A 24039-nucleotide genomic window follows, 5' to 3' on the forward strand; every position below is an offset into this window, starting at 1 on the left:
ATATCCCTTGGACCTCAGGATCCCCTATTTGAAAAAGGGGGGGAAACTTTACCTATCATATTCTTCTGGAAGCCCTTGTCAAGAAAAATCGTTATTTCCAGCGGTGTTATAAACTAATTAGGTTCTAATCAGTAAAATAAATCAGGAAGGAAAAACAGCTCCCCTCTAAACCCAGGAAGATCTACTTTCTCGACCCCCTAAACTATATAGTGATATTTTCCGGCAAAGAGTTGTATAGTTAATCTCCAACCGCCGGGCGGCCTCTTTTCGATTTCCGTGGGTTTCATTCAGCATGACCCATATGAGTTCCCGTTCCGCCTTTCGGGCCGCCCTCCGGCCAACCTCTTTTAGAGTCGGATAAAGATCGTTTAACCACGGGCTCTCTAACCGCGGAGGAACTCTTTTCTTCTCCCCCTGAAACTTTAGCGACTTGGGAGGACTCTCTGAATTTGTTTCTTCCCCAGGTTTCGGTTTTAGTCTTTCCGTTAGAACTTTCTCATTCCCCAGAAGAACCAGTTCTTGAATGAAATTCTCAATTTCTCTTAAATTACCAGGCCAATCATACATCATAAATCGCTGCATCAAATCTGGGGAGATCGATGAGAAATGTTTATTGAAACGCTGATTAAATTTTACAATAAAAAAATTAACCCAAAATGGAATCTCTTCCTTTCTCTTACGCAAGGGCGGAAGGTAAATTTCAACTTCATTTAACCGATAGAATAGGTCTTCCCGAAAGGTCCCCACTTCAATGGCCTTTCGCATAACTTTATTGGTGGTTGCAACCACCCGCACGTCTACTTTCACATCGGCATTTCCACCGATTCTGGAGAAAATGCCTCCTTGTAAAACCTGCAATAATTTTCCTTGAAGAGAAAAAGGAATCTCTCCGATTTCATCCAGAAAAATGGTTCCTTGGTGTGCAAAATCAAACTTTCCTAATTTTTTCCGCTCCGCCCCTGTAAAAGCCCCCTGTTCATAACCAAAAAGCTCTGTTTCCAATAGACCGTCGGGTAAAGCGGCACAAAATACTTTAACTAACGGCCCTTCCCGCCTTAGGGACCGTGCATGAACCGTTTGTGCCACCAGCTCCTTCCCCGAACCACTTTCCCCAGAAACCAGAACCGTTACATCTGAAAGCGCCGCTTTTGTAATGACTCGGAGAATCTTTTCCATTTTGGGACTCTGGGAAAGAAGAAACCCAAAATCCCTTTGGCCAAAGACTTCTTGAGAGGGCGAAACATCCGGAAAGGGTTTTACCTTAAAAAAAGTTTTAGGATAAATGGCAGCCATTTTTTTAACTTTTGAATTTTTTTTGGAATTAAATGAAATAGGAACGGATTTAGGATCATCACCTAATATATAGAGCAAAGGGAATGCCAACATTTTAAATTTACAGGATTAATCTGTTAATGCAGAAAGATGAATATGGTTTCTTAAGTTTTTACTTTAATAATGGATTGGTTTTTTTCAACCAGAAGAAAAGACTTAATTTTTATATTTATTATATTTACTATACTTATCAAATAGGTAGAAATTGGTGGAAAACCACCGGGGGTGGTGGTTAAGAGCCTTTTTTTATCCACAGGAGTGTTTCTGAGGAAACCAATTTAATCTTTCTCATTAAGAAGCTTCTTTCTTTCCTTTTCATATTCATCGTAGGAGAGGACCTCTTCACAATCCGGGTGTTCTCGGGAATCTTGATAACATTGTCCTCCCCAAAGTGAATGATAGAGTGTTTCACAACCCATGGAAACAGTTAAAAGCATCAGGATGAAAGCGATTTTTATTTTGGTGAATTGAAACATAAACCGTTTATTTTAACTGTCACTCCGGGCTTTGACCCGGAATCCAGTTTTCCTTACCTGGATTCCCGCTTACGCGGGAATAACGGTTTGGGTTTATTGAATTAATAAAAACATATGTTGGATACATTCACTAATAATCGGCTAAAAAATATCCTTTTCGGCCTTTTTGGCCTCTTGCCAAAGAGAGTCCATTTCGGAAAGGGTCATGGAAGAAAGTGATTTCCCCTCCTTCTTCGCTTCCTTTTCAATGAAATGAAAGCGGTCATAAAACCGTTGGTTGGTTTTTCGTAACGCCTCTTCAGGGTCGATTCTCATAAACCGCGCCCAATTCACCAAGGCAAAAAACAGATCCCCTAGCTCGGCCTCAATTCTCTTTTTTTGACCTTCGCTTTTGGCCGTCTCAAGCTCTTTCAACTCTTCACAGACTTTTTCCCAAACCGGTTCCTGCTCTTTCCAATCAAAGCCCACTCTTGCGGCTCTTCCCTGCAGCTGATGGGCCCGCATTAGAGCGGGCAATTCTTTTGGAACCCCATCCAAAGCGGATTTTCTCTTTTTATTCTTCTCCTCCCCACGCTTAATTTCTTCCCATTTCTGCAAGACCTCTTGGGAGTTTTTTGACATGGCATCCCCAAAAACATGAGGATGCCGTCGAATTAACTTCTCTTGCAATTGTAAAAGGATATCTTCAATATCAAATTCTTTTCGCTCTTTTGCAATTTCAGCGTGAAAAATTACTTGAAGAAGCAGATCACCCAACTCCTCCTTAATTTCACTGGGCTCTCCGGTTTCAATCGCCTCCAACACCTCATAAGTCTCTTCCAGAAGAAAAGGTTTGAGGGAGTCCCGGGTTTGCTCCCGGTCCCATGGACAGCCTTTTTCGCTTCGGAGGGTTTCCATAATTTTAACCACACGTTGGTAATTTTCTGACATTCTCCTATTCCTTATCTTGGATATTTTTAAAAAATTGTTGATAAAGCAACTCCGCAATTCGCCGATAACCCTGAGTGGTAAAATGAAGCCCATCATTGGAATATTTTTCGGCCAAACGAAAGGTTTCAGGTTCCGCCGTCCCCATAAAAAGGTCCACGCAGGGTTGATGGTTGGACTGGCTATATTCCATCATGAGGCTGTTAAGGACTTTCCTCGGGGGGATCATGGCATCAAAACCACGAATTGAAGGAACCGTAAGGGAAATGGGTTGTATGCCCTTTTCTTTAACACGCTCATACATAAGGATTAGGTTCTCCATAATCTCTTCCGGTTGAAGACCCCAACCCAAATCGTTAGATCCTCCCAAAATCACCACATAATCCGGTTTCTGTTGAATCACTTGCCGATCAAGCCGTTGGACCATTTCAGAGGTCAATTCCCCGCTGACCCCCATTACTAGAATTTCACTCTTTTCCCCCATCAATTCATGAAGAAAAAGACCATACGGGGTGGGTTCTCCCATAGGGTTTTCGGGTGTTGGGGATTGAAACCCAACGGTTAAGCTATTTCCAAAGGTTACAATTCGCAAAGAGGATTTCCCGGTTGATGTTTATCTCTTATTTGAGATAAACTGTTGAATTATAACCTTTTCCTAAAAGGGTAAACAAGGAGAGTTTTTGATGACTACAAAAATTTTAGACCTGTCAAAAGAATTTCCAAGGAGCCCCAAAGAGAAACTGGGAGGTTTTTTCCACCTTGCCAGAATGGTTGATAAAGCCCGGTCTAAAGGTGCTGGTTCTCTGTGTGAATACATTTACCCCTGCCCACTGGACCAATCTTTATTAGATTTTTTAAATATTCATGAAGAAAAATTCTACGAAGCGGTTCAAAACCAAGACGATCAGGAAATCCTTCAATGGGTTCAACAAAACTCAACTCGACACCCCATCGAAAGCGTAGATCAATGGAATGACTCTTTTTTAAATCGTAAGCCAAATAACCCGGAAAGTATGGAGCATTTTATTGAAATCCGAAATAAGGTGGCTCCAGATCGAACCGATATTTCCACATGGGTGGATCTCATTGATATTGAAGAGGGTCGCCCAGTACCCCCAGCGCCCATTAAAAACTAAAGCGATGAAAGGTCTTTGGTTAGAAAAAAAACACTCAATTTCCGGGGTGACCTGGCCCCCCCACTCCCTCACCTGGAGAAACCGTCGTTCGTGTCTTAAAGGCGGGAATATGTAATACGGACCTGGAACTATTAAAAGGGTATTACCCTTTTACCGGAATTCTTGGCCATGAATTTGTAGGAAGGGTCGAAAAAGGTCCAAAAAATCTATTGGGGAAAAGAGTCGTTGGAGAAATTAACGCCGTTTGTCATCTTTGTTGGGCTTGTGAAAATGGAAGGACGGCCCATTGCGAGAATAGGACGGTTTTGGGAATTGTAAATCGGAATGGGGCTTTTGCAGAATATCTTTCCCTTCCCAGTGAAAACCTTTATGAAGTCCCTTCACAAATACCCGATGATTTTGTTGTTTTTACCGAACCCCTTGCGGCCGCATTGGAAATTCAGGAACAGGTTCATATTCAGAAAAGAGACTTGGTTCTCATCGTCGGGGACGGAAAATTGGGTCTTCTGATTGCCCAAACCCTTTTTCACACCGGCTGCACTCTTCATATCATGGGGAAACATGAAAAAAAACTACAACTTCTTTCCGATTTTGACATCCTCACATTGAAACCAGAGGATTTGGAAGAAAGGTCTTATGATTTTTCGATCGAATGTACAGGAAATCCGGAGGGTTTTTTGCTCGCCCGAAAGGCGCTGCGGCCCAGGGGAACACTGATCATGAAAAGTACCTATTCATCCCACCTCAATATCGATGCCTCCTCCTTGGTTGTGGATGAAATTTCTTTGGTAGGATCCCGTTGCGGGCCCTTTCCGAAAGCCTTAAAAATGCTATCCGAAGAGAACATAAACCTTTCACCCATGGTTCATCACCGGTTTCCTATTGAACAAGGACTGAAGGCTTTTGAAGAAGCCCAAAAACCAGGGGTATTAAAGGTAATCGTAGAGTTCAAATAACGGTATTTCAAGGGGTGTGTGTTGAAAAACTCCCTTGCTGTCATTCCCGAATGTTTAATCGGGAATCCAGTTAGTGTAAAATTAACAGGTTCTGGATTCCCGCTCCCCGATAGAGGCATTCGAGGACAGGTTTCGCGGGAATGAGAGAATTTATTAACTCACTTCCACAAAGAGCCATAAAAGTTTTCCTGGATCATTAGAAATTTAGAAAAGGTTGGACTATATAATGAGGCCCTAATGAAAAAACAAAAAATTCTCCTTTTAATTCTAGGAACCATTGGAGTTTTGTCTCTCATTTTTTCCTCGTTTGCTTCCCAAACCGCCAATTCCTCTCCTCAACCCTCCTGGAAAAGCTTTAAGACCAATTCCCGGGTTTTAAGCCTGGCCAAAGAAGGAAACTACCTTTGGGTTGGAATGCAGCACGGGTTAATTCGGTACGACACCCGAACGGAGAAAAACCATATTTTATACACTGCAGACAAAACACAAAGCGGTTTACTCAGCAATGGAGTGTACACCATTGAAATTGGGCCGGACGGTTCAAAATGGATTGGAACCTACGGAGGCGGTCTCATGCACTTCCAGAATAATAAATGGAAAACCTACACCCCTTTTGGCTATGGTTCAACCCTTGTATATGGAAACCAGTGGACCAAGTATAACCCTGGGCAGGGTTTGGGAGATCTGTGGGTGTATGATGTTGCCTTTGATCGAAAAGGTCAGATGTGGGTTGCCACGTGGAAAGGAGCCAGCCGTTTTAATGGGGATTCTTTCCAAACCTACTCGGAATCGGAGGGACTCATTGACAAATGGGTCTATGCCATGGGAGTGGATCTCGACAATTCACTTTGGTTTGGAACCGAAGGGGGAGTGACCCATTTTGATGGAACAAAATGGAAAAGCTATACCCATGCTGACGGTTTAGGGGCCGAACTGAAAGAAAGTATTAAAGACCCTAAATATTCCACAAACCCCCTCCACCATTCGGACACCTCAAAGCTCCTTGGAATTACAAACCCCAACTATGTTGTTTCCATTGTCATCGACCAAAAAGGCACCAAATGGTTTGGAACCTGGGGAACAGGTCTTTCCCGTTTTGATGGAAAAAACTGGAAAACAATTACCACTGCAGATGGCCTTCCCGGTAATTTTGTCCTTGCCCTTAAAACGGACAAACAGGGGAAAATTTGGGCGGGAACAGATCAAGGAGTCGGCGTTTTTAACGGAAAAATTTGGAAACAATACACACAAAAGGACGGCCTCCTTGATAACTTTGTGTATAGTATTCTGCTTGAAGACAATGGCACCAAATGGTTTGGAACACGACGAGGGCTAACTCAGTTCGTAGGGGAATAAAACTCTCCCAATCAATACTCATTGGTAAGGTAAATTCTTTTGAATATTTTTTTATTTAAATCTTTCCTAAAAAGAGGTAATAAAAAAACACACTATGGGCTATTAATCGGATTTCTTCTCATTTTAGGCTGCGAACCCATTTCGGAAGAAACCCAGAAATCACCCCCCCCTATTGGCCAAATGGTAATGATTCCAGCAGGGAAATTTATCATGGGAAGCGATAAAACGGATGAGACCCAGGAAGGAGTGGAATTCGGGTCCGCCAAACCTTGGTTTTTAGATGAACATCCCAAACGAACCGTTTTCCAACCTGCTTTCAAAATGGATATTTACGAAGTCACCAACAAAGAGTACCGGGGTTTCATTGATAAAACGGCCACTCCTCCACCCCCCACTTGGCCCGAAGGGAATTTCCCCCCGGAACAGGAACAGTGGCCGGTGACAGGAATCACATGGTTTGAAGCCGAACAATTCTGCAGATGGGCAAAAAAAAGGCTTCCCACCGAAGCGGAATGGGAAAAAGCCGCCCGTGGTACCGATGGCCGAGAGTTTCCTTGGGGGAACCAATTCGATGAGAAAAAAGGTAACATCGGGGGTACCAGTTTAAAGCCGGTGGGAAGCTACCCCGAAGGGGTTAGCCCATACGGTATTTATGACATGGCCGGTAACGTATCGGAATGGGTAAGCAATTGGTACAAACCCTACCCCGGGGCCACCTATTCCTCTAAAGCTTATGGAGAAAAGTTTAAAGTGGTTCGAAACAGCAGTTGGGGAGGCTCAGCAGGACATTATACAGTCTCTCACTTTTATAGAACCTCCTACCGATTCTTTCAATTACCCATCCGGCGTTTTCGTGATATAGGGTTTCGATGCGCCATGTAACCTATGGGTCAAAGTAACGGAAGATTTTATCTTGGGGGGTGAGCCAGAGCGATCTGAATTTTTTCGACGGTTTGGCGAATTTGAGGTGACTCGGGTTCATTGGGGTGGGTTTCCAGATAATGCTTAAACGTTTCTAATGCCTTTTTCTGATCTTTAGTGCTATCCAGATAGATAATTCCCAAATTTAAGAGTGCCGGCCCGTTATCCGGGGCAATTTTCAAGTTCTCTTCCAAAAGTTTCACAGCCTCAGGAATTCTTCCCTGCTCCAACCTGGCCAAGGCCATGTTATTTCTTGCGTCCAAATGTTTTGGTTCTAATTCCAATAAATGGTCATATAATTTTGTTGCCTCATCAAAACGGTTAATCATCATTTGGGCATTTCCTAAGGCCATGAGGGCATCCCGATCATCCGGGTATTGATCCAAACGGGCGCGCAGTGCTTGAATTTGGGCCATCGGGTTCGTTTGAGGATGGTTTTGAGGGATTTCATTGCCTATTTCAATTGGAGGGGCTGTAGGACTTGTTAGGCCATCATTGGAATCGTTTTTATGTTCAATGTTGCTGAGAAGCAAAACCGCCACCCCGATGACCGAAACACCTAAGATTCCCGCAAAGACGTATGTTTTCAAGGCTGCTCCTTTGCCACCTCTTTTGCATGGTGATCGATTCCTTCATAGGCCTCAATAAACTTTAAAATTCGATCCTCATCCAATTTATCCATTGTGTCAATCCGCTCCCATGCGGTTAAAGCGATTTTGTTATCCATTAAGGGGTAAGGGGCCAATATAACATGTTCAAACTCTTTCATTTTTCTTTCCAGTATTTGAACCATATCCGGGCAAGGATCAGGGCAATTATATTGGACCAATACTCCCCCATCCTCCAGGTTGTGCACTTGAAGTTCGAGGGGAACAGGGACGGGATGAATCCCCCAATCCGCAACATAGGGAAGATGATGACCAGAGGTTGGTGGATTGCTGTTATAAGGTGTGTGGGGTTCTTGTGGATAGGACAGATGATCATTCCCCAGAGAGGGAACATAACGGCCCGGCTGTTCCTGGCCGATACTGGTTTTCACGGGAAGGACCAGTTTGTCTGAAGGTTTTGAACCGATTCCTCCAAGGCGGTTTAATTCAAATTGGTCTTTGGAAAAATCATTATTGAATTTTACCTTTTCAATTTGAACATGCTGGGTTAGCTTTCCATCAATGATACGCTCCAACCGTTTAGGAAACCTGTAACCCCCGTCGATTTTTTCATAATCATAAAACTTGGTCTCCACAAGGCCTCCAAAACCTCCTTCTTCCCCATGCCCTTTCCCCGAAAAAACAGGGAATTTTTCAACCAGGTTGGTAGGAAACCCGGTCTTTGCATCCACCCAGAGTTGAGAAACTCTTTCCCCCTCCACTTGGGTTCCTATTACAAAATAATGGTGGTCCCCTTCTTTCACCTCCATTACCTGATCCACTGCAAAACCGGTCCGAAGATAAGGAGATCCGGGAACATCTCCCGCTAAGGTCCGGATGGCTTCATCAGAGGAAAGGTTGGGCATTGAAAACACCACGGAAATTAAATCCTGTCGGGGAGTGACCCAAAATTTTCCATCGGGATCAATCGAAATGGTCGTTCCCTCTTTTGCCAAGCGAATCTCATCCTTTTCGTTTTCAATTCGGAGTCCATCCGGACTTTTAAGAAACACTTTCAATTCTTTTGTTTTTTGAACCCCTTTAGAAATTTTAGCATCATCTGTTTTTCCGTGTTTCTCTTCGGAACCGGGTTCTGTCCACGTCACTTTTTCGGTCCAGGAAATATTGTTAAAAGAATTGCTCGTTTTCCCCATCTTGGCCATAACTTCTTTCAAGGTTTTGCGATCAAATTCTTTTTCTTTGCCAATCTGGTCTCGAACTTTTTTGGGAATTTCGATTATTCTCACATCCATTGGATGATCCCCAGTTGTCACAGATCGGTAAACGGTAAGGTTTTTGGGGTCTATTTCCAATAAACGTTTGTTGTTTCTATCCAGTACGTAAAGACGATCCCCAGAGGGTGAAAAATCTCCAGCCACTAAGCCCCCCTCAAGCGTCGTTCTTGCCTCTTCCGTAATCGAAGGCCAGGGACGTTTATTAAAGTCGATCTGGTAACTTATGATATGGCTGCGCTTTGCCCCCTCTCCTTTCCAGCAAAGAACACCCATTCGGGTCTCGTCCTTTGAAAGGATTACTGTCCGGGGGAAAGGGCAAGAAGAAACCTTTCGACCATCACCCAAGCGGTTGAGGAGGGTTAGCTGACTGGTCTCAAGATCTGCGGTAAAGAGAAAGGGGTTTTTAATGGAGGCTTTAATACTAATGGGACTCCTGCCCGTTTGGTAGGAAAGCTGAACCGCTTTGCTGGAATCCTCTTCACCAATGGGAAAAGACACCATATATCCATATCTTTCCCTTGGCCCTTTGGTCATAGGGTCATACTGAACCATGTAGAGTTTATTCCCTTCAGGGTCTGGAGTCATATCATAAACCTGGTTAACATCAATCATCCGCTGTTCAATTGTTTTGAAGGATTTTCCATCGATTCTATGAAAGGCGGAACTAGGCCAATTCATCGTTAAAAACTGCTCCCCATTTGGAGAAAAAACCCCCGGCCCTCTAAAAGGAAGTGAATATATTATTTCATGACTTTTTAAGTCAATGACCGTCGTTGTTTCGGAATACCAATGTTGGGCCCAAAGTTGTTTACCATCGGGGGAAGAAATCAAGCGCCAGGGGGCAACACCTGAATAAATTTTTTTGATCGTTTTTCCCTCATTAAGATCAATTACCTGGATATTATTGTTGGCACCGTTTGCCACATATGCAACAGGAACTTTCTTAGTAAAAGAAGGGAAGGTGAAGCCCATTAACCCTGATAAGCCAAACAAAATAAATAGAAAAACGATTCCGATCAAGCGACTAAAAAGTTTCATCATTGAAAACACTCCCTTTGATGAAAAAGATAGAAAAGGCCTGTGCGCAATTATAAGCACACAGGCCTTCGAATATCAATTTGAGCAGTTTTTATACTAGTTGCCAGTCTTGAAAGTGCTAGTAAAATCCTGGGCCATAGGAGTTCCGCCCAAGTCTTGAACGGCTGTTGTAATTCTCACACAGTAATTTTGTTTTGAGCCCAAGGTTGGATTGGGATCAAAAGTCCACACATCATTGGCTCCACTGACAACACCAGCCACGCTAGGTCCTAGTGTGTCACATGGATTACCTCCACTACCTGCACCCTCATTTAAAAGGAAGCTGTTTGTATCCACCCCGGTAACAGGTTCTGAGAATGTAGCCACAACATTCGTATTTCGGTTAACATTTTTCGCTCCATCGGCAGGATCTATATTGGTAACAGTTGGAGCACCACCTGGAATTGTGGTAGTCGTTGTCGTTGTGCCCCCAGTTGTCGTTGTTGTAGAAATGGTGGTTGTAGTTGTGGTTGTAGTAGTTGTAGTTGTCGTTGGGCCACTCACAGGATACCCTAGAGGAGTTGAGGTATCTCCCGTTCCTTGATCAGCACTTCGGGCTGTTCTGAAGGTCCAGGAAATTTCACTGGCAATGCAGTTATTGTTAAAATCACAGACCACATTTCCCCCGGCGATTCGGGCCGTATAGTTTTCCCTACCAGAAAGGACCACATCATGGGGGAAAATGGCCCATACACCGTCATTAATCTGATCCACATAAGCCGGGACGGTAACACCTCCTGAATCTTCAAGTGTGAAGGTTGTGTTATCAATTCCAGTAACAGGCTCTGTAAAGAAAGCCTTCGGAACCACATCGATATGAGTATCAACCGCCCCGTTGGGAGGATAAAAACCGGAAATATCGGTGCGAATTGCAGGCGGGGTGGTGTCGGTTTGACCTGTAATGTTGATCACCACATTTTTGACCTCCATAGGGAGCGCAGGTGCACCTTCTACAACCGCAGGTTCAACGGTGGGTGTTCGCCCGTCACAGGCCCCATTTAGCACACAGGGCTCAAGGAGAAAATCGGTATCCGTATCTGCTAGATTTCCAAGGAATTTCTCAGCCACAACCGCTTCGAAGGCTTGGAAGTAAACCGCCGCGGTAACTGCAACGGGTCCTACCGTTCCAGGAGGAATCACCACGGAATACCGGTTTAGTGTTGCCGTCGCATCCGTATTGGGCAATGGGCGCAGACGGGAATCAACCAGGAAGGCATCGTCAAACAGGTCACCATCTCCATCCAGGTCATTATATTGGGGAAGACCAAGCGGATTGTTTCGGTCAATGACCGTGCCACCCGAATCAATCGGCATATTATTTGCGTTCACCACCATGTTTAACGGAGTGGCGTAAGGTAAATCTAACGTGGGACAGCCATTACCGAGAGAGGCAACGGCTTTAAATTGCCGTGAATATGGATCAGCTGAACCTGCCGGAACCGTCCAGTTACACCCGGGGTAATTTGGATCGATCATATCTGCCGCATTCAGATATCCCACCCCTAGGGAGGTTCGGCTCCAGAAGGAATCTTGAATTTGAAGCTCATTTCCGCTTGCCAAATCATACGCACGAACCGAAACCCAGGCGTTTCGTCCCTCAGGGAAACCTGTTGGGAAATTGTGACCGCTTCCGCTATTGGTAACACTTAGATTAAGTGCGGGGTTCGTACCGGCCCCTGCACTCGCCGGGCCAGAAAGGCTGATGTCTAGGACGTTACGCATCCGGTCCCAAGCAAACCGCGGGTGTTGGGTATCAGCTCCTTTGTTTGTCACATTTTCCCAATAGGCATTATGGTAAATACTGGTATCATCCGCCGATGAAAAGCTATTAACTGATAGAGTTGGATAAGGTTCAATTGCTCCACTAGTTTTGATATCCGCACCAACCATCTGAGTGATATAAGAATTCCCCCCTACGAAATGATGAGTGAAGAAAACCGGTCGAGTGGGGCCAGAACTGCACACCGTACCATCCGTAGTATCGATCGGGGCAACGGGGTTCCCACTTACATATAATGTTTGTGCTGTTCCCGGCTGGCCGTAATCCTGCTGCATGTGACAGGTTTCGCAATCACGCTTAAAAGCGGGATCAAAATTGCTATTCCCCGCCCTGTCTGCATAACGGCTATGGGACCATTCGGTGTAGGTCCGCTCAATCGGGAAACCGCCTACCCAATTGCCGAGGGCATTTTGGATAGTCATGGGATTTGTTACATCATGACAGGCAGCACAGAATTCGGACCGTTCAAATTTTACATGGTAATATCCATCATGTTTTCCTGAAAAAGAACCCTGTTGGTAATTTATATTGATATTGAATACATCGCTCACGTAAGGATCTATTTGAGCTGTATAATCATCCCAGGTTAAAGGACCAAACCTCTCAGGATTTCCAATGCCATGTGGAGATAATCGAAAAGCCCCCGCCCCGATCCCATACCCTAAATTTCCGCTCGTAGGATTCGGTTCATTTAACGTATCAGGGGGGGTCACAAGCGCGTCTCGATCCCCTGTTCCTAAAGCAGGAACATATTCCGTTCCGGATTTAACATAGTTATGATAGGGCGTGTATCTTGTTTCCACATTGGTATGACAAACCTCGCAGAAAATTCCCTGTTGCCCGCTTAGGGTGTTACGGAATTGTGCGCTGACCTCGGCAAAGGCGGTACCCGTCCCGTCGTCCGATGTGGGATCAAAGGTTGGGCTTACAGGCCCATGTTCCAAACCAGAGGGAGTATCGGGCCCAACCCCCGCCAAATCCACCTGATCGGTATAATTGGTTGGCATATGGCATCGTGAGCAGAAATCATCCATCAAAGAACCGGAACCAGATGTTTGATGGATCGTGGTTCCTATATCAAAGGTTGATGAACAATTCGCTCCGTCCGCAAAGGGATTGATGAGGGCCCTGGTGGTAGCATCCGGAGGATTGGGTGTATCACAGTTTCCATCAGTCGCGGTCAAACGGGCCACCAAAAGGAAGGCGCCTCTCCAACCCGTATCCCGCCACGCATTGGACATCATGGATCCATTCCAATCATTCCAAATCCGTGTATGGCACCCATCGCACGTACCAGGGCTGTTGGTACCCGTCCAGTCCCCTTCAAAAGGAGGAGGAAAAAACGCCGCCTCGTCCACATTATAAGGAGCGGCCTCGGGAATCCGATTCGGAAGCTCCCCGTGCCGCGCAAATGAATTGGAGACAAAAGCCAAGAGGAAAAAAGTAATGGCTAAAAAGCCTAGAAAACCTATTATCGATGTTTTCTTTAAACCCATTTTCAATCCCCCTAAATTTTTTTTGCTCTTTAAATAGCCCATAAAAACAGCTAAGCATTGTTATAATAAAACCTCTACCTCATTTCTGTTGGTCACTCCGACTTAACCCTTATTGGGATTAGAATCCCAATTAAAAAGTTTCTTACTCTTTTGACCTATTTTGACATAATTGTCAATGGGGCTTTGGTACTAGTTTAGTATTAAATTTGGGGTTTTTAATACCAAAATAAACCTAAAAATGAGGATATTAAGGTCTATCTAATGAAATTATTAACTCATATTTAAAATTTTCATGAGCAAGGGAATAGTCCCACAAGGGGGTAAAATCTTTCATTTATTATTGATTTTTATTTTCAGGTTTTGAGGGATGATGGTCAATATTTATATAGGCATCAATAAATTCAATTATTTTATTTTCATCATAATCATTAAATATTTGAATTTTTTCCCAGGCGGTTAAAGCCAGCTTTGAATCCATTAAAGGATAGGGAGCAACCACAAGCCTATCATATTTTCTAGCAAGTTCTCCCATTTGTTTTTTCCACGGATCACAACCATCAGGACAATTATATTGAATCAAAACACCCCCATCCTCAAGATTATGAACCTGTTCCTCAAGTGGGATTGGGATTTCATGAACGCCCCACTCTGCGATATAACGGGTATGAGGCCCTGAGGTTGGGGGATTACTGTTATAAGGCTCATGGGGCACTATTGGATGATCAATATGCTCATTCCCCAAACCCGGAACAGTCCGCCCAGGTTCCTTCTGTAAAGAAACGGTCTTAGCCAGCATTTTTTTCTCAGGTTTAATCCCTAAACCTCCCAATTGGCTTAAATCAAAATGAAAATCTTTCAGCCCGGGATTAATTCTTATATCTTCAAGATAAACCTTTCCAATAACTCTGCCATCCATCAACCTCATCATCCTCACAGGAAGAAAATACTTTTCCTGAACCTTTTCATATAGTAGCTTGGTCTCAGCAATCCCTTTTGGGATCTGACTTCCTTCATGAGGGGAGGGATTGGCCATAATGGGAAATTTTTCTATCAGACTAACCGGAATCATTTTTTCGGCATCAATCCAAATCTGAGAAACCTGTTCACCGGTTTTTTTGGCCCCTATTACATGATATTTGTGATCTCCTTCCTTTACATTCCCAAGAATATCTACAGCAATACCATTTTTTAAAAATGGGCTTCCGGAAACATCCCCGGCCATATGGCGAATAACTTCTTCAACGGAAAGAGAATTAATTGCATAGAGTAAGTAACTCAAATCTTGCCGGGGAAGTGAATAAAACTGACCCCCTGGAGGAATCGCTATCCCCCATCCCTTTTCAGCAAGCCTCGCCCCCCCATTTTGAAATTCCTGGCGAAAATTATCCGGTACCCTAAAAAAGGTGCGGATCTTTTTCGGGTCTATTTCTTTTTCCTTTTCCTTTTTTTCAATTTCAAGGGGATTGGGCTTCTCTTCAACCGGCTTAAACTTTTCCACAAAACTCAACTCTTGAAAGGAGGCACCATTTTTTTTTATTCCGCGGATAATACGTTCCAGTCTGATTTGGTTTTCCCTTTTTTTCCCCCATCGATCACGTTCCCTCTCCTCAACTTCTGTCATAACAAAATCATAAGGAACATCACCTACCGGAATCGCTCGAATTTCCTCCAATGTCTCTAAATTAAAAACCACCAGATTTTCACCCAATTGATCTAAAGCAAAGAGCTCTTTTCCTGAGGGGGCCAGTTTTGCTGTCACTAATCCCCCCCGGAATTTCCTGGCTAAAGCCGGTTTAAATTCTGGCCAAGGCCTTTTTCCCCAGTCAACCTTCATAGTTAATATTTCACTAACCCTTTCTCCCTTTTTCCAACAAATAGCAATTAAATTTTCCTCCCCAGCAAAAATGACGTCTCTTGGACCTGGTACAAGTGTTATTTTGGCTCTGGCGTTGTGTTCATTGATCAGAGTAATTTCGCTTCCATCCACGTTGGCAACCACCAGAAACTCTCCCGTAGGGTCCATTTGCATCCGAATGGAACTGTCCCCCGTGGGAATACTGGTTCCCGCGGGATTTTCCTTTCCCATCGGATAGGAAAGAACATAGCTATAAACCCGCTTGTCACCCTTTGAAATCGGATCATATTGCCCCACATAGAGATTTTTTTCACCCCAGGCCAGTGCCAACTCATAAGGTAATTTGACCTCCGTTTGAATCCGGTCTTTTGCCTTAAAACTTTTCACATAATAGGCCTGCAAGATACTTCCAGGCCATGAGTAGCTCCAAAAAAGGTTTCCCTTTTCATTAAAAATTCCTGGGCCCCTGGCTGGGATTTGCCCAGAAACAATTAAACTGGGAAGGTCTACGGCAACGGTGTTCTCTGAATACCAATGCTGAACCCATAATTCCCTCTGGTCCGGGGAAAAAAGTAATCTCCAGGGAGAGGCACCTGTATATAACTTGGTAAGGGTTTTTCCCGAATTTAAATCAATGATCTGAACATTATTATTTCCCGCATTGGCAACAAATCCTACGGGAACCTTTCCCGCCTCCGATAACACAGGTATAGCCGAAAAGAATAAACTATAAACCAATAGAACGAAACCTTTTCTGAATTTTTTCATTGTATGACCATACCTTTTCAGGACACCCATCCTAAAGAAATGGCCTGTACGCTCACCTTAAGCGCACAGGCCGAATAATGCAAGCAGGAAAGAACTCTAACTGTTCCCGGTCTTAAACGTGCTGTTGAAGTTCTGGGCCAAGCCGGTCGCAGTGGTCACCGTGACGCAGTACCACGTCTTGGTGGCCAGGTTGTTTGTCGGATCCAGCGTCCAAGCCGTTCCCCCTCCGGTAACGGTTCCTGGGGCTTGAGCGCCCAACGTGGCGCACCGGTCCTGGTTCGGACCGAGGGCTACATGCAGCAGGAAACTGCTTTCATCCACCACGCCGCTCGGGGTCTGGTTGAAGGTGATGTCCACATTGGTCGCCGTGAGAATGCCGGTGGACCCATCAGGAGGTTTCACGCTGGTTACCTGAAGGCCGCCAAGCGTCGTCGTTGTGGTAGTGGCTCCAGTGGTGGTGGTAGCTCCGGTGGTTGTTGTTGTCGTGGTTCCTAACGTAGTAGTGGTTGGAACCGGCTCATTGCTTCCCACCTTAAACCCGAAGGTATACTCCCCTCCCGCTGCAGGTCCTGCTGCCAACGGGTTCCCTGCAAAGTCCGTAAGGGCCGACCCATTCCGGGATGGGGCAATATGCATGACATACACCCCCCGATCCAACAACGCCATCTCCTCACTGGTGAACGGGAACAACCCCCAGGTCGTATCATCGATCTGATCCAGAAGGGTGGTAATGGCCGATCCACTGTTATCCGTCAGATAGAAGGTATTGGGATCCACTCCCTGGACAGGCTCTGTGAAACTCACCTTCACAATCCGGAAAGCATCCACATGAAGCTCACCATTTCCCTCTACATCATAATTTCCCGTAGGTCCTCCATAGGGAGAAGGCGACCAATGACGGTTCGCGGGAATCGGAGCGGTCAGATTGGTATCGGCGGTAGAATTATTAATCACCACCTGCGGGGCGACAGAATCTGCCGTCTCATTCACCTGAATCACTGCGTTCACCACTTCCATCGGGACCGCCGGCGCACCCTCGACCACCACCGGATCGAACTTCATCGCCTCCCGTAGCTCCGCGTCCCCAAAGGCACCCGGTTTCCCGACACGGTCACAGGGCGCTTTCAGAACGCAGGGCTCCAGTGTCGGTGAACCGGTCGGGAACCCCTCGTCGGCCTCCACATCATCGGTATTGGCCAGGTTCCCCAAAAACTTCTTCGCCACCACCGCCTCGAAGGACTGATAGTACACCACCGCCGTCACCGCAATCGGACCCACCACATCGGACGGCACCACCACCGAATACTGGCTTGCGTTGATGGTCGCACCCGCATGGGGAAGAGGCCTCAACCGTGTATCCTCCAAAAAGGAGTCATCAAACAAATCCCCGTCCCCGTCCAGGTCATTATACTGAGGCAATCCCGTGGGATTGTTCCGGTCGATCACCGCCCCAGTCGAATCCACCGGCATACCCTGAGCGTTCACCACAAGATTGACGGGCGTCGCGTAGGGAAGATCGAGCGTCGGACAGTTCTGGTCCAGCGTGGCCCACGCCTTGATCAATATGGAATACGGATCAGGTGAGCCTTCCGGAATGATAAAATTACACCCCGGGAACAGCGGATCAGCCTGCGCTGATGCCGTCATATAGCCCACACCAAAAGAGCGCTGATTACCAGCGGCTGAGTTCTGAATCTGCAACTCAACATCATCGGAGGTGTCTGCGGTGTTTTTGGTATCGAACGCCGACACCCGCACCCAGGCCACTCGCCCTTCCGGAAACCCGGTCGGGAAATTATGCCCGGAGCCCGCGTTCGTGACGCTCAGGCTCAAAGGTGCCAAGGTCTCCGTCGCAGGCCTGGCCACCGATCCAGGGGCCGAAAGGTTCATCGTCAATACATTCCTCAGACGGTCCCACGCAAACCGCTCATGCTGGGTCGCAGGGGGCCCTTTTCGAGAGGGTGCCGTGTCGAACCGTGCATAGTTGAAGCGGCTGGCCGGTTCTTTGGAGGAAAAACTGGTATGCAAAAGCTCCGGATAAGGCTGAACATCCCCGCTGCTCTGAGCGTCCGCACCGATCATCTTCGTGATATAGGCATTGCCCCCCACGAAATGGTGCGTCCAATGGGGCGTCCTCGTAATCCGGTCACAACTCGGTCCGCTCAGCGGAGGCACGGACACACCGCTTGCATCATATAACGTCAGCGCCGTCCCAGGTTGCCCGAAGGTCTGGTTCATGTGACAGGTCTGGCAATCCCGTTTAAACGCAGGATCGAAAAACGCGTTCCCCGGACGGTCCGCATACCGGCTGTTTTGCCATTCCGTATAGGTCCGCTCAATGGGAAATCCTCCGACCCAAAAACCATGTTGGTTCTTGATCGTGGCAGGGTTGGTCACATCATGGCAGGCCGCGCAAAACTCGGATCGTTCAAACTTCACCTGATAAAACGTATCATGCTTTCCGGGAGGATTGGCCTGAATATAGTTAATCGGCGTGCCAAATACCCCGGTTAAATACGGATCCTCCGTGGCATTAAAATCGTTCCAGCTCAACGGCCCGAACCGTTCCGGTTCATGCAACGCATGGGGAGAAAGTCGAAACGCTCCCGCCCCTGCCGCATATCCCAAATTCCCTGACGCGGCATCCGGCACGGTCAGCATATCCTCCTGTTCCGGCGTCAGACCGGAATTCCAGCGGGGATTCTGTGAGGGTACCGGATAATACTCCGCCCCGCTTTTGTTGTAATTGTGATAGGGGGTATACCGGGTCTCCACATTGGTATGGCACACTTCACACACAATCCCCGTTTGCCCGCTGTTGCTGTTCACCATTCGCCCTTCTGCCGTTCGGCGGAAACCAAAGGATTCTGGCGTTAACTGTCCGGTATAAGGATCTGTAGTGGTGACCTCCGCCGTTGAATTAATGGATGTGGGATCAAACGTGGGGCTGATCCGCCCATGCTCTTGTGTCGTCGCTCCGGCACCGTGGGGACTTTGATCATCCGTATAGACATCAATGGTCGCATCCACATAATCGGTCGGCATGTGACACCGGCTGCAGAAATCATCCATTAATGAGCCCGAACCGCTGGTGGTAACCATTCCCGTTCCATAATCAAATGTGGAGGTCCCATCCGCATTGGCAAAAGGATTGATCTTATGGGCTGCATCGCTGCAATCGTAGGGAGTCGATCCATCGGGTGGGGGGGGAATATCGGCACAGCCATCCGTTGAGGTCAACCGCGCCACCAAAAGAAAAGCGCCTCTCCAGCCTGGATCGCGCCAGGCGTTAGACATCATGGCACCGTTCCACTGATCAAATATTCCTGTATGACAGCCGGTGCAGGCTCCCACATCATCGATCCCATTCCAAAGGCTCTCAAAAGGAGGTCCGGGATAGGCACCGGGAGTGCCCAAATTAGGGTGGTCCGTTTCCGAAACCACATACGGAGCCGGCTCGGGAATCCGGTTGGGGATGAAATCCTCCTCCCCATGGCGGGCACTTGAATTGGAGACAAAAGCCAGAAGGAAAAAGGTGGAAACTAAAAAGGCAAGAAAACCTAAAATAGTTTTTTCCTTTAAATCCATTTCAATACCCCCTATTTTTATTTCTTTAAAAACTATTAGCGTTAAAAATTAAAGAAAATGCCCTTTGCTCGTTCTCTTTTTAAATTTAATTTACAATTTTAGAAACAGAAATCAAAACAATTATTCTCGTTCTTTTGATCCTTTCTGACCCAAATGTCAATGGGACTCTGGTATTATATTGGTACTAAATTTTGTGAAAATCATACCAAACTAATACCTCCAATGAGAATCTTTGTGATGTTTGCTGGGTTTAACCGAATGTAGGGGAGAAATAAAAGAGCTTAAAGCCCAGAGGAGGTCAATGAGTAATCCATCAACTGGGTTCTTTTTGTCACATTGAGCTTATTAAAAATATTATGGACATGGCATTTTACAGTTTTTTCGCTTAGGTAGAGCTTCTCTGCAATTTCTTTATTCCGCAACCCTTGCCTGACCATTTCATGGACCCTGATTTCTTGAGCAGTCAAACCGTTACCATTATAATATTTCCGATCTTGCATTTTTCCATTTTTAGGGTGGGTTCCGTTTACTTCGATCTTTTTTTGAAACCAAATCCCTCCTTTAAACACCTCCCGAATGGCATCGGCTAATTCTTCATCCCGAATGGTTTTTGAAAGAAAAGCCCTGATTCCGGCATGCATTGCCCGTAACATCAAATCCCCCTGCATCACATCACTTAAAATAAAATATTTTATATTATTTCCTTGGCTTAAAAGGGGGAAAAACTGTTGAATCGAATAGCGCTGGTTTGGGTCTAGGCCTGCAATAAAGATGTCTGTTTTAATAAAATTCTTTGAATTTTTAAACTGTTCTGGATGGGTTAACTCAGCAATAAGCTCAAAATCATTTTGTATCCTAATTAACTCTTTCAGTCGTTCCCGGAGTTTTTTGTCCCTGTCACATACGATCAGATGGATCCGGTGTTCCATTTCTATAACTCCTTGATAATTCAAGGGTTAAAATAGAATTCAATCACTGAATGGTATTACATTGGAACAATGTTGTAAAAAAGTATTACCTAATGTTTCTTATAAAAAAAAATTAACCTGATTGTCAAGCAAACTTCTTTGGCTCCATTTTTTCTTCACAATAAAAAGAGAACTATAAAGCTAAATCATTAAAGGTGGCTCTTAAACAACACCATAATTTTGTTACGTTTTATAATTCTATGGAAGGTTCCATTTCTTGACATAGGTCAAAAAAGTGGTACCTTAAAAAATGATAAAAAAAATTAACCTGTATCCTAATTACTATTCCATAAAATTTTCCTTTCAAGAAATCAAGAGGTGTGAAAAAAAATTCCACTTATGGAGCCGGCTAGCCTCATCTCAACAAACCCACTTTTGAATATGGGGGCTCTTCTTTTGGTTGGAGCCCTTGCCTTTTTTATTGGAATATTTTTAGGGAGAATAGGAATCTCCCAAAAAATTCTAAAAATTACCGAAGAAAAGAAAAAATCCGATAAAAAATCAGCGGAAGAATCAAATTTTAGGAGAACCCTTCAAAATCAAATTACACAACTGGATGAAAAAAACCGGGATTATCTTAAACTCTTTGTCACCCTTCCCGAAGCCGTTAAACGCCTTTGCTCCAATCTGACAATCGAGGAGGTCACCTCTTCGATTGTTCGGCTAACATTTGTTCTAATGAACGCAGGTGAAATTGCATTATTCCTTTTTCGCCCTGATGAAAAACGGTTACAACTTTCCTTGGCTTATGGATTGGACAAAGAAAAGTATTGGGGTTTATCTTATGCCTTAGGAGAGGGAAAAATCGGCATTACCGGGGAAGCAAAGATTGTTCTCACCTCCGATGACTTTAAGTACAATCCCGAAGTATCAGGAAAAATTCCTAAAGACGGGAATCCCCTGGTGGTTGATTTTTGTGCCCCTATCCGCTTTAAGGGCCGCCTTCATGGGGTATTGAGTGTGGGTAAAATCAAATCCCCGGATCAAAATCATCGAACTTTTCTTGCAATGATAGCCGATTTAGCAGCCATTTCTCTTGATAATGTGCAACGGTTGGATGATGTCCAATTAACGGCCCGGGTTGATTCCTTGACCCAACTCTATAACCGGCGTTATTTTGAAGAGCGCCTCATGGAAGAAGCGCAAAAATGTGGGAACTATAATTTTGAATGTTCTATTTTTATGTTCGATGTGGATCATTTCAAAAAATATAATGATCAAAATGGACATCAGGCGGGAGACGAACTTTTGCAAAAAATGGCGAGGCTTGTTCGTAAAAATACACGAGGAACGGACATACTTGCCCGTTACGGGGGAGAAGAGTTTATTGTTTTGTTGTCAAACCAAGGAAGAGAAAGAGCGATCAAATATGCGGAAAATACCTGCAAGTTGATTGAAACCCATATTTTTCCCAACCTGGAGAAACAACCCCTGGGCTTCGTGTCAATCAGTGGGGGGGTAGCCTCTTTCCCTAAGGATGGTAGAACCCTCAATGAAATCATTCAAAAAGCCGACAAAGCCTTATATGAAGCCAAAAACGCGGGAAGAAACCGCGTGGTGGGGTTTGGGGAAACCCCTTAAAAAATGTACTCCACTTTTATGAAACAAAGAGTTTGGCAGATGGATCAAAAATAATTTCCCTATTCAATTTTCCGCTCCTCAACGGTTTTCATTTTTCTTTAATCCTTATTTCCACCCTCAATTAACTCCCCTTATTCAACAAGCCCCTCCCCTGATTCAAAGTTAAAGAAAACCCGCAACCGGAAAAAGAAATTTATCCAGATTTTACATCCAACCAGTCACGAAATCTGTCCCCGAGGAGATTAACCGCCAGAACCACCAGCATGACTGCAATTCCGGGAAAAATCACCATATGGGGGGCCACCAACATATATTGGGCACCATCCCGGATCATACTCCCCCATGAGGGATCTGGGGGTTGGACCCCCAACCCTAAAAATGAAAGACTGGCCTCTGCAATCACGACACCCGCCAAAGAAAAAGTGGCCTCTACTATCAAAGGAGCAAGGGTTAAAGGCAACAGATGTTTTAAAATGATTTGGGTTCGACCTAAACCGATGGCCAATGCCGCTTGAACATGTTCACGCTGTTTGATGGAAATAACCTGGGCCCTGGAAAGCCTCGCAAATCCAACCCAACCAACAACACACAGGGCCATGACGACGTTTTCGATTCCGGGACCTAAAACCCCGGCCATGGCAATGGCCAAAAGAAGGCCTGGAAAGGCTAAAAATATATCCATCAACCTGACCATCCCATGGTCCACCCAACCACCCCAATATCCCGAAAGGGTTCCAACAAAGGTTCCGATCATTAAGGTAATGCCAACAACGCTAATTGAAACCACCAGGGAGGTTGTGGCACCCGCCATCAAACGGTCGGCAATGGAACGGCCCAAATCATCATAACCCAACCAAAACCCTAAACTGGGGGGATTGAGAATTTTTGAGAGATCCATCTGTTCCGGATCTAAATTTAGAAAAGGGCTTCCTAACCCAAGGATGACCCAAAAAAGAAAAACAGTGATCGGAACCCAAAAACCCATGTCAACCCTCTTCGCTTAAACGGATACGGGGGTCCAACCACCCATACACAAAATCAATGCCCGTATTCACCAAAACATAGGTAAGACTAATCATTAAAACGCACCCCTGAACCAATGGATAATCCCGCTTCTGTATCGCCTCAATGGTCAATTGGCCAATTCCCGGCCAGGAAAATACCCATTCAATAATCACCGTTCCCCCCAATAAAGCCCCAAGCTGTAACCCTAAAACGGTTATGACGGGTAGCATGGCATTTCTCAAGGTATGGTACCAAATAACCCGCCACTCCTGAATCCCTTTTGCTCTGGCCGTTCGAATATAATCTTCGCTTAAAATCTCCAATAAGGAAGAGCGGACCATCCGGGACAATATAGCAGACATGGCAAAACCCAGGGTAAAGGCGGGAAGAAAAATGGAAGCGATCCCTTCCCGTCCACTTACAGGGAACCAACCCAATCCATAGGAGAACAATAAAATCATTAAAGGGCCAAGCCAAAAAATGGGTATGGAAACACCTAAAATGGATATCCCGATTGCAAAATAATCCCAGGGAGTTCCCTTGTTCACCGCAGCCACCACCCCTAATGGGAACCCCAATCCCACAGCAACCAAAAGGGAAAAGAACGTTAATTCAAAGGTGACCGGGAAACGTTCCTTTAAAAGGTCAAAAATGGGCCGCTTGGAATGAAGGGACACACCCAAATCCAAATGAAGGAGCCCTTTCATGTACCCCCACCATTGTTGATGAATGGGTTGATTCAACCCTAAAGCCTGTCGGAGGGCCTCTCGGTCAACCGGCCGGGCGGTTTCTCCCAGCATGACCTCCACGGGATCTCCCGGAATCAAGTGAATTAGAAGGAAAACCAAACAACTGACACCCAACATGACAATGGATGCGGAGATTACCCTTGAAAAAAGAAATCGAACCATACACCCGCCTCTTTGATTGAACAG

At 45.4% G+C, this 24039-nt stretch carries 17 protein-coding genes; 5 read left to right on the top strand and 12 right to left on the bottom strand.

Annotation, left to right across the window (positions count from 1 at the left end):
- Positions 1-165: 165 nt before the first annotated feature.
- The 4 genes from VGB26_03800 to VGB26_03815 form a co-directional block, all read right to left on the bottom strand.
- On the bottom strand, positions 166-1386 hold the full coding sequence (locus VGB26_03800) for a sigma-54 dependent transcriptional regulator (protein HEX9756908.1): 1221 nt from the start codon (positions 1384-1386) through the stop codon (positions 166-168).
- Between the two features lie 224 nt (positions 1387-1610).
- Positions 1611-1808 carry a hypothetical protein gene (locus tag VGB26_03805; protein HEX9756909.1) on the bottom strand — a complete coding sequence of 66 codons (198 nt, stop codon included), beginning with the start codon at positions 1806-1808 and terminating at the stop codon, positions 1611-1613.
- Positions 1809-1949: 141 nt separating this feature from the next.
- The gene (gene mazG, locus VGB26_03810; protein HEX9756910.1) at positions 1950-2738 is read right to left on the bottom strand and encodes a nucleoside triphosphate pyrophosphohydrolase; all 789 of its coding nucleotides are present in this window, start codon (positions 2736-2738) and stop codon (positions 1950-1952) included.
- 4 nt (positions 2739-2742) lie between these two features.
- Entirely contained in the window at positions 2743-3327 is a 585-nt protein-coding gene (locus VGB26_03815; GenBank protein HEX9756911.1) for a GDSL-type esterase/lipase family protein, read from the bottom strand.
- A gap of 91 nt (positions 3328-3418) precedes the next feature.
- Between VGB26_03815 and VGB26_03820 the strand changes: the two genes are divergently transcribed.
- The 4 genes from VGB26_03820 to VGB26_03835 all read left to right on the top strand — a co-directional run bounded on the left by VGB26_03820 (position 3419) and on the right by VGB26_03835 (position 7065).
- Positions 3419-3871 carry a DUF5069 domain-containing protein gene (locus tag VGB26_03820; protein ID HEX9756912.1) on the top strand — a complete coding sequence of 151 codons (453 nt, stop codon included), beginning with the start codon at positions 3419-3421 and terminating at the stop codon, positions 3869-3871.
- A gap of 122 nt (positions 3872-3993) precedes the next feature.
- Positions 3994-4827, top strand: coding sequence for an alcohol dehydrogenase catalytic domain-containing protein (locus VGB26_03825; protein ID HEX9756913.1), 834 nt, complete (start codon positions 3994-3996; stop codon positions 4825-4827).
- A gap of 237 nt (positions 4828-5064) precedes the next feature.
- Complete coding sequence (locus tag VGB26_03830; protein HEX9756914.1) at positions 5065-6183, top strand: two-component regulator propeller domain-containing protein; 1119 nt, start codon at positions 5065-5067, stop codon at positions 6181-6183.
- A gap of 186 nt (positions 6184-6369) precedes the next feature.
- Positions 6370-7065: an SUMF1/EgtB/PvdO family nonheme iron enzyme gene (locus VGB26_03835; GenBank protein ID HEX9756915.1), complete on the top strand. Its 696-nt coding sequence runs from the start codon at positions 6370-6372 to the stop codon at positions 7063-7065.
- A gap of 26 nt (positions 7066-7091) precedes the next feature.
- Here VGB26_03835 and VGB26_03840 read toward each other — a convergent pair whose 3' ends face one another.
- From VGB26_03840 to VGB26_03865, 6 genes are all read right to left on the bottom strand, one after another.
- Positions 7092-7694, bottom strand: a complete 603-nt coding sequence (locus tag VGB26_03840) for a tetratricopeptide repeat protein (GenBank protein ID HEX9756916.1) — start codon at positions 7692-7694, stop codon at positions 7092-7094.
- Positions 7691-10027 (bottom strand): DUF3105 domain-containing protein, encoded by a 2337-nt coding sequence (locus VGB26_03845; protein HEX9756917.1) that lies wholly within the window; start codon positions 10025-10027, stop codon positions 7691-7693. The genes VGB26_03840 and VGB26_03845 overlap by 4 nt, the downstream gene beginning before the upstream one ends.
- A 93-nt stretch (positions 10028-10120) precedes the next feature.
- Complete coding sequence (locus VGB26_03850; GenBank protein ID HEX9756918.1) at positions 10121-13339, bottom strand: Ig-like domain-containing protein; 3219 nt, start codon at positions 13337-13339, stop codon at positions 10121-10123.
- A 337-nt stretch (positions 13340-13676) separates the two neighbouring features.
- Positions 13677-15962, bottom strand: coding sequence for a DUF3105 domain-containing protein (locus tag VGB26_03855; protein ID HEX9756919.1), 2286 nt, complete (start codon positions 15960-15962; stop codon positions 13677-13679).
- A gap of 96 nt (positions 15963-16058) precedes the next feature.
- Positions 16059-19550 (bottom strand): Ig-like domain-containing protein, encoded by a 3492-nt coding sequence (locus VGB26_03860; protein HEX9756920.1) that lies wholly within the window; start codon positions 19548-19550, stop codon positions 16059-16061.
- Between the two features lie 281 nt (positions 19551-19831).
- Positions 19832-20479 carry a response regulator transcription factor gene (locus VGB26_03865; GenBank protein HEX9756921.1) on the bottom strand — a complete coding sequence of 216 codons (648 nt, stop codon included), beginning with the start codon at positions 20477-20479 and terminating at the stop codon, positions 19832-19834.
- Positions 20480-20857: 378 nt separating this feature from the next.
- On the opposite strand from VGB26_03865, the gene VGB26_03870 reads away from it, so the two are divergent.
- A complete protein-coding gene (locus tag VGB26_03870; protein HEX9756922.1) occupies positions 20858-22099 on the top strand; it encodes a sensor domain-containing diguanylate cyclase in 1242 nt (413 codons plus the stop codon).
- Positions 22100-22292: 193 nt separating this feature from the next.
- Here the strand turns inward: VGB26_03870 and VGB26_03875 are convergent, their stop codons facing one another.
- Together VGB26_03875 and nikB are read right to left on the bottom strand one after the other, a co-directional pair.
- Positions 22293-23084, bottom strand: a complete 792-nt coding sequence (locus VGB26_03875) for an ABC transporter permease (GenBank protein HEX9756923.1) — start codon at positions 23082-23084, stop codon at positions 22293-22295.
- 1 nt (position 23085) lies between these two features.
- Entirely contained in the window at positions 23086-24015 is a 930-nt protein-coding gene (gene nikB / locus VGB26_03880; protein ID HEX9756924.1) for a nickel ABC transporter permease, read from the bottom strand.
- Positions 24016-24039: the final 24 nt, after the last annotated feature.

It is taken from the genome of Nitrospiria bacterium (assembly GCA_036397255.1).
Lineage (GTDB): Bacteria > Nitrospirota > Nitrospiria > DASWJH01 > DASWJH01 > DASWJH01.

Coding starts and splice junctions, on each gene's coding strand:
- VGB26_03800 (HEX9756908.1), bottom strand. CDS start 1,386: ATGTTGGCATTCCCTTTGCTCTATATATTAGGTGATGATCCTAAATCC.
- VGB26_03805 (HEX9756909.1), bottom strand. CDS start 1,808: ATGTTTCAATTCACCAAAATAAAAATCGCTTTCATCCTGATGCTTTTA.
- mazG (HEX9756910.1), bottom strand. CDS start 2,738: ATGTCAGAAAATTACCAACGTGTGGTTAAAATTATGGAAACCCTCCGA.
- VGB26_03820 (HEX9756912.1), top strand. CDS start 3,419: ATGACTACAAAAATTTTAGACCTGTCAAAAGAATTTCCAAGGAGCCCC.
- VGB26_03830 (HEX9756914.1), top strand. CDS start 5,065: ATGAAAAAACAAAAAATTCTCCTTTTAATTCTAGGAACCATTGGAGTT.
- VGB26_03835 (HEX9756915.1), top strand. CDS start 6,370: ATGATTCCAGCAGGGAAATTTATCATGGGAAGCGATAAAACGGATGAG.
- VGB26_03845 (HEX9756917.1), bottom strand. CDS start 10,027: ATGATGAAACTTTTTAGTCGCTTGATCGGAATCGTTTTTCTATTTATT.
- VGB26_03850 (HEX9756918.1), bottom strand. CDS start 13,339: ATGGGTTTAAAGAAAACATCGATAATAGGTTTTCTAGGCTTTTTAGCC.
- VGB26_03855 (HEX9756919.1), bottom strand. CDS start 15,962: ATGAAAAAATTCAGAAAAGGTTTCGTTCTATTGGTTTATAGTTTATTC.
- VGB26_03860 (HEX9756920.1), bottom strand. CDS start 19,550: ATGGATTTAAAGGAAAAAACTATTTTAGGTTTTCTTGCCTTTTTAGTT.
- VGB26_03865 (HEX9756921.1), bottom strand. CDS start 20,479: ATGGAACACCGGATCCATCTGATCGTATGTGACAGGGACAAAAAACTC.
- VGB26_03870 (HEX9756922.1), top strand. CDS start 20,858: ATGGAGCCGGCTAGCCTCATCTCAACAAACCCACTTTTGAATATGGGG.
- VGB26_03875 (HEX9756923.1), bottom strand. CDS start 23,084: ATGGGTTTTTGGGTTCCGATCACTGTTTTTCTTTTTTGGGTCATCCTT.
- nikB (HEX9756924.1), bottom strand. CDS start 24,015: ATGGTTCGATTTCTTTTTTCAAGGGTAATCTCCGCATCCATTGTCATG.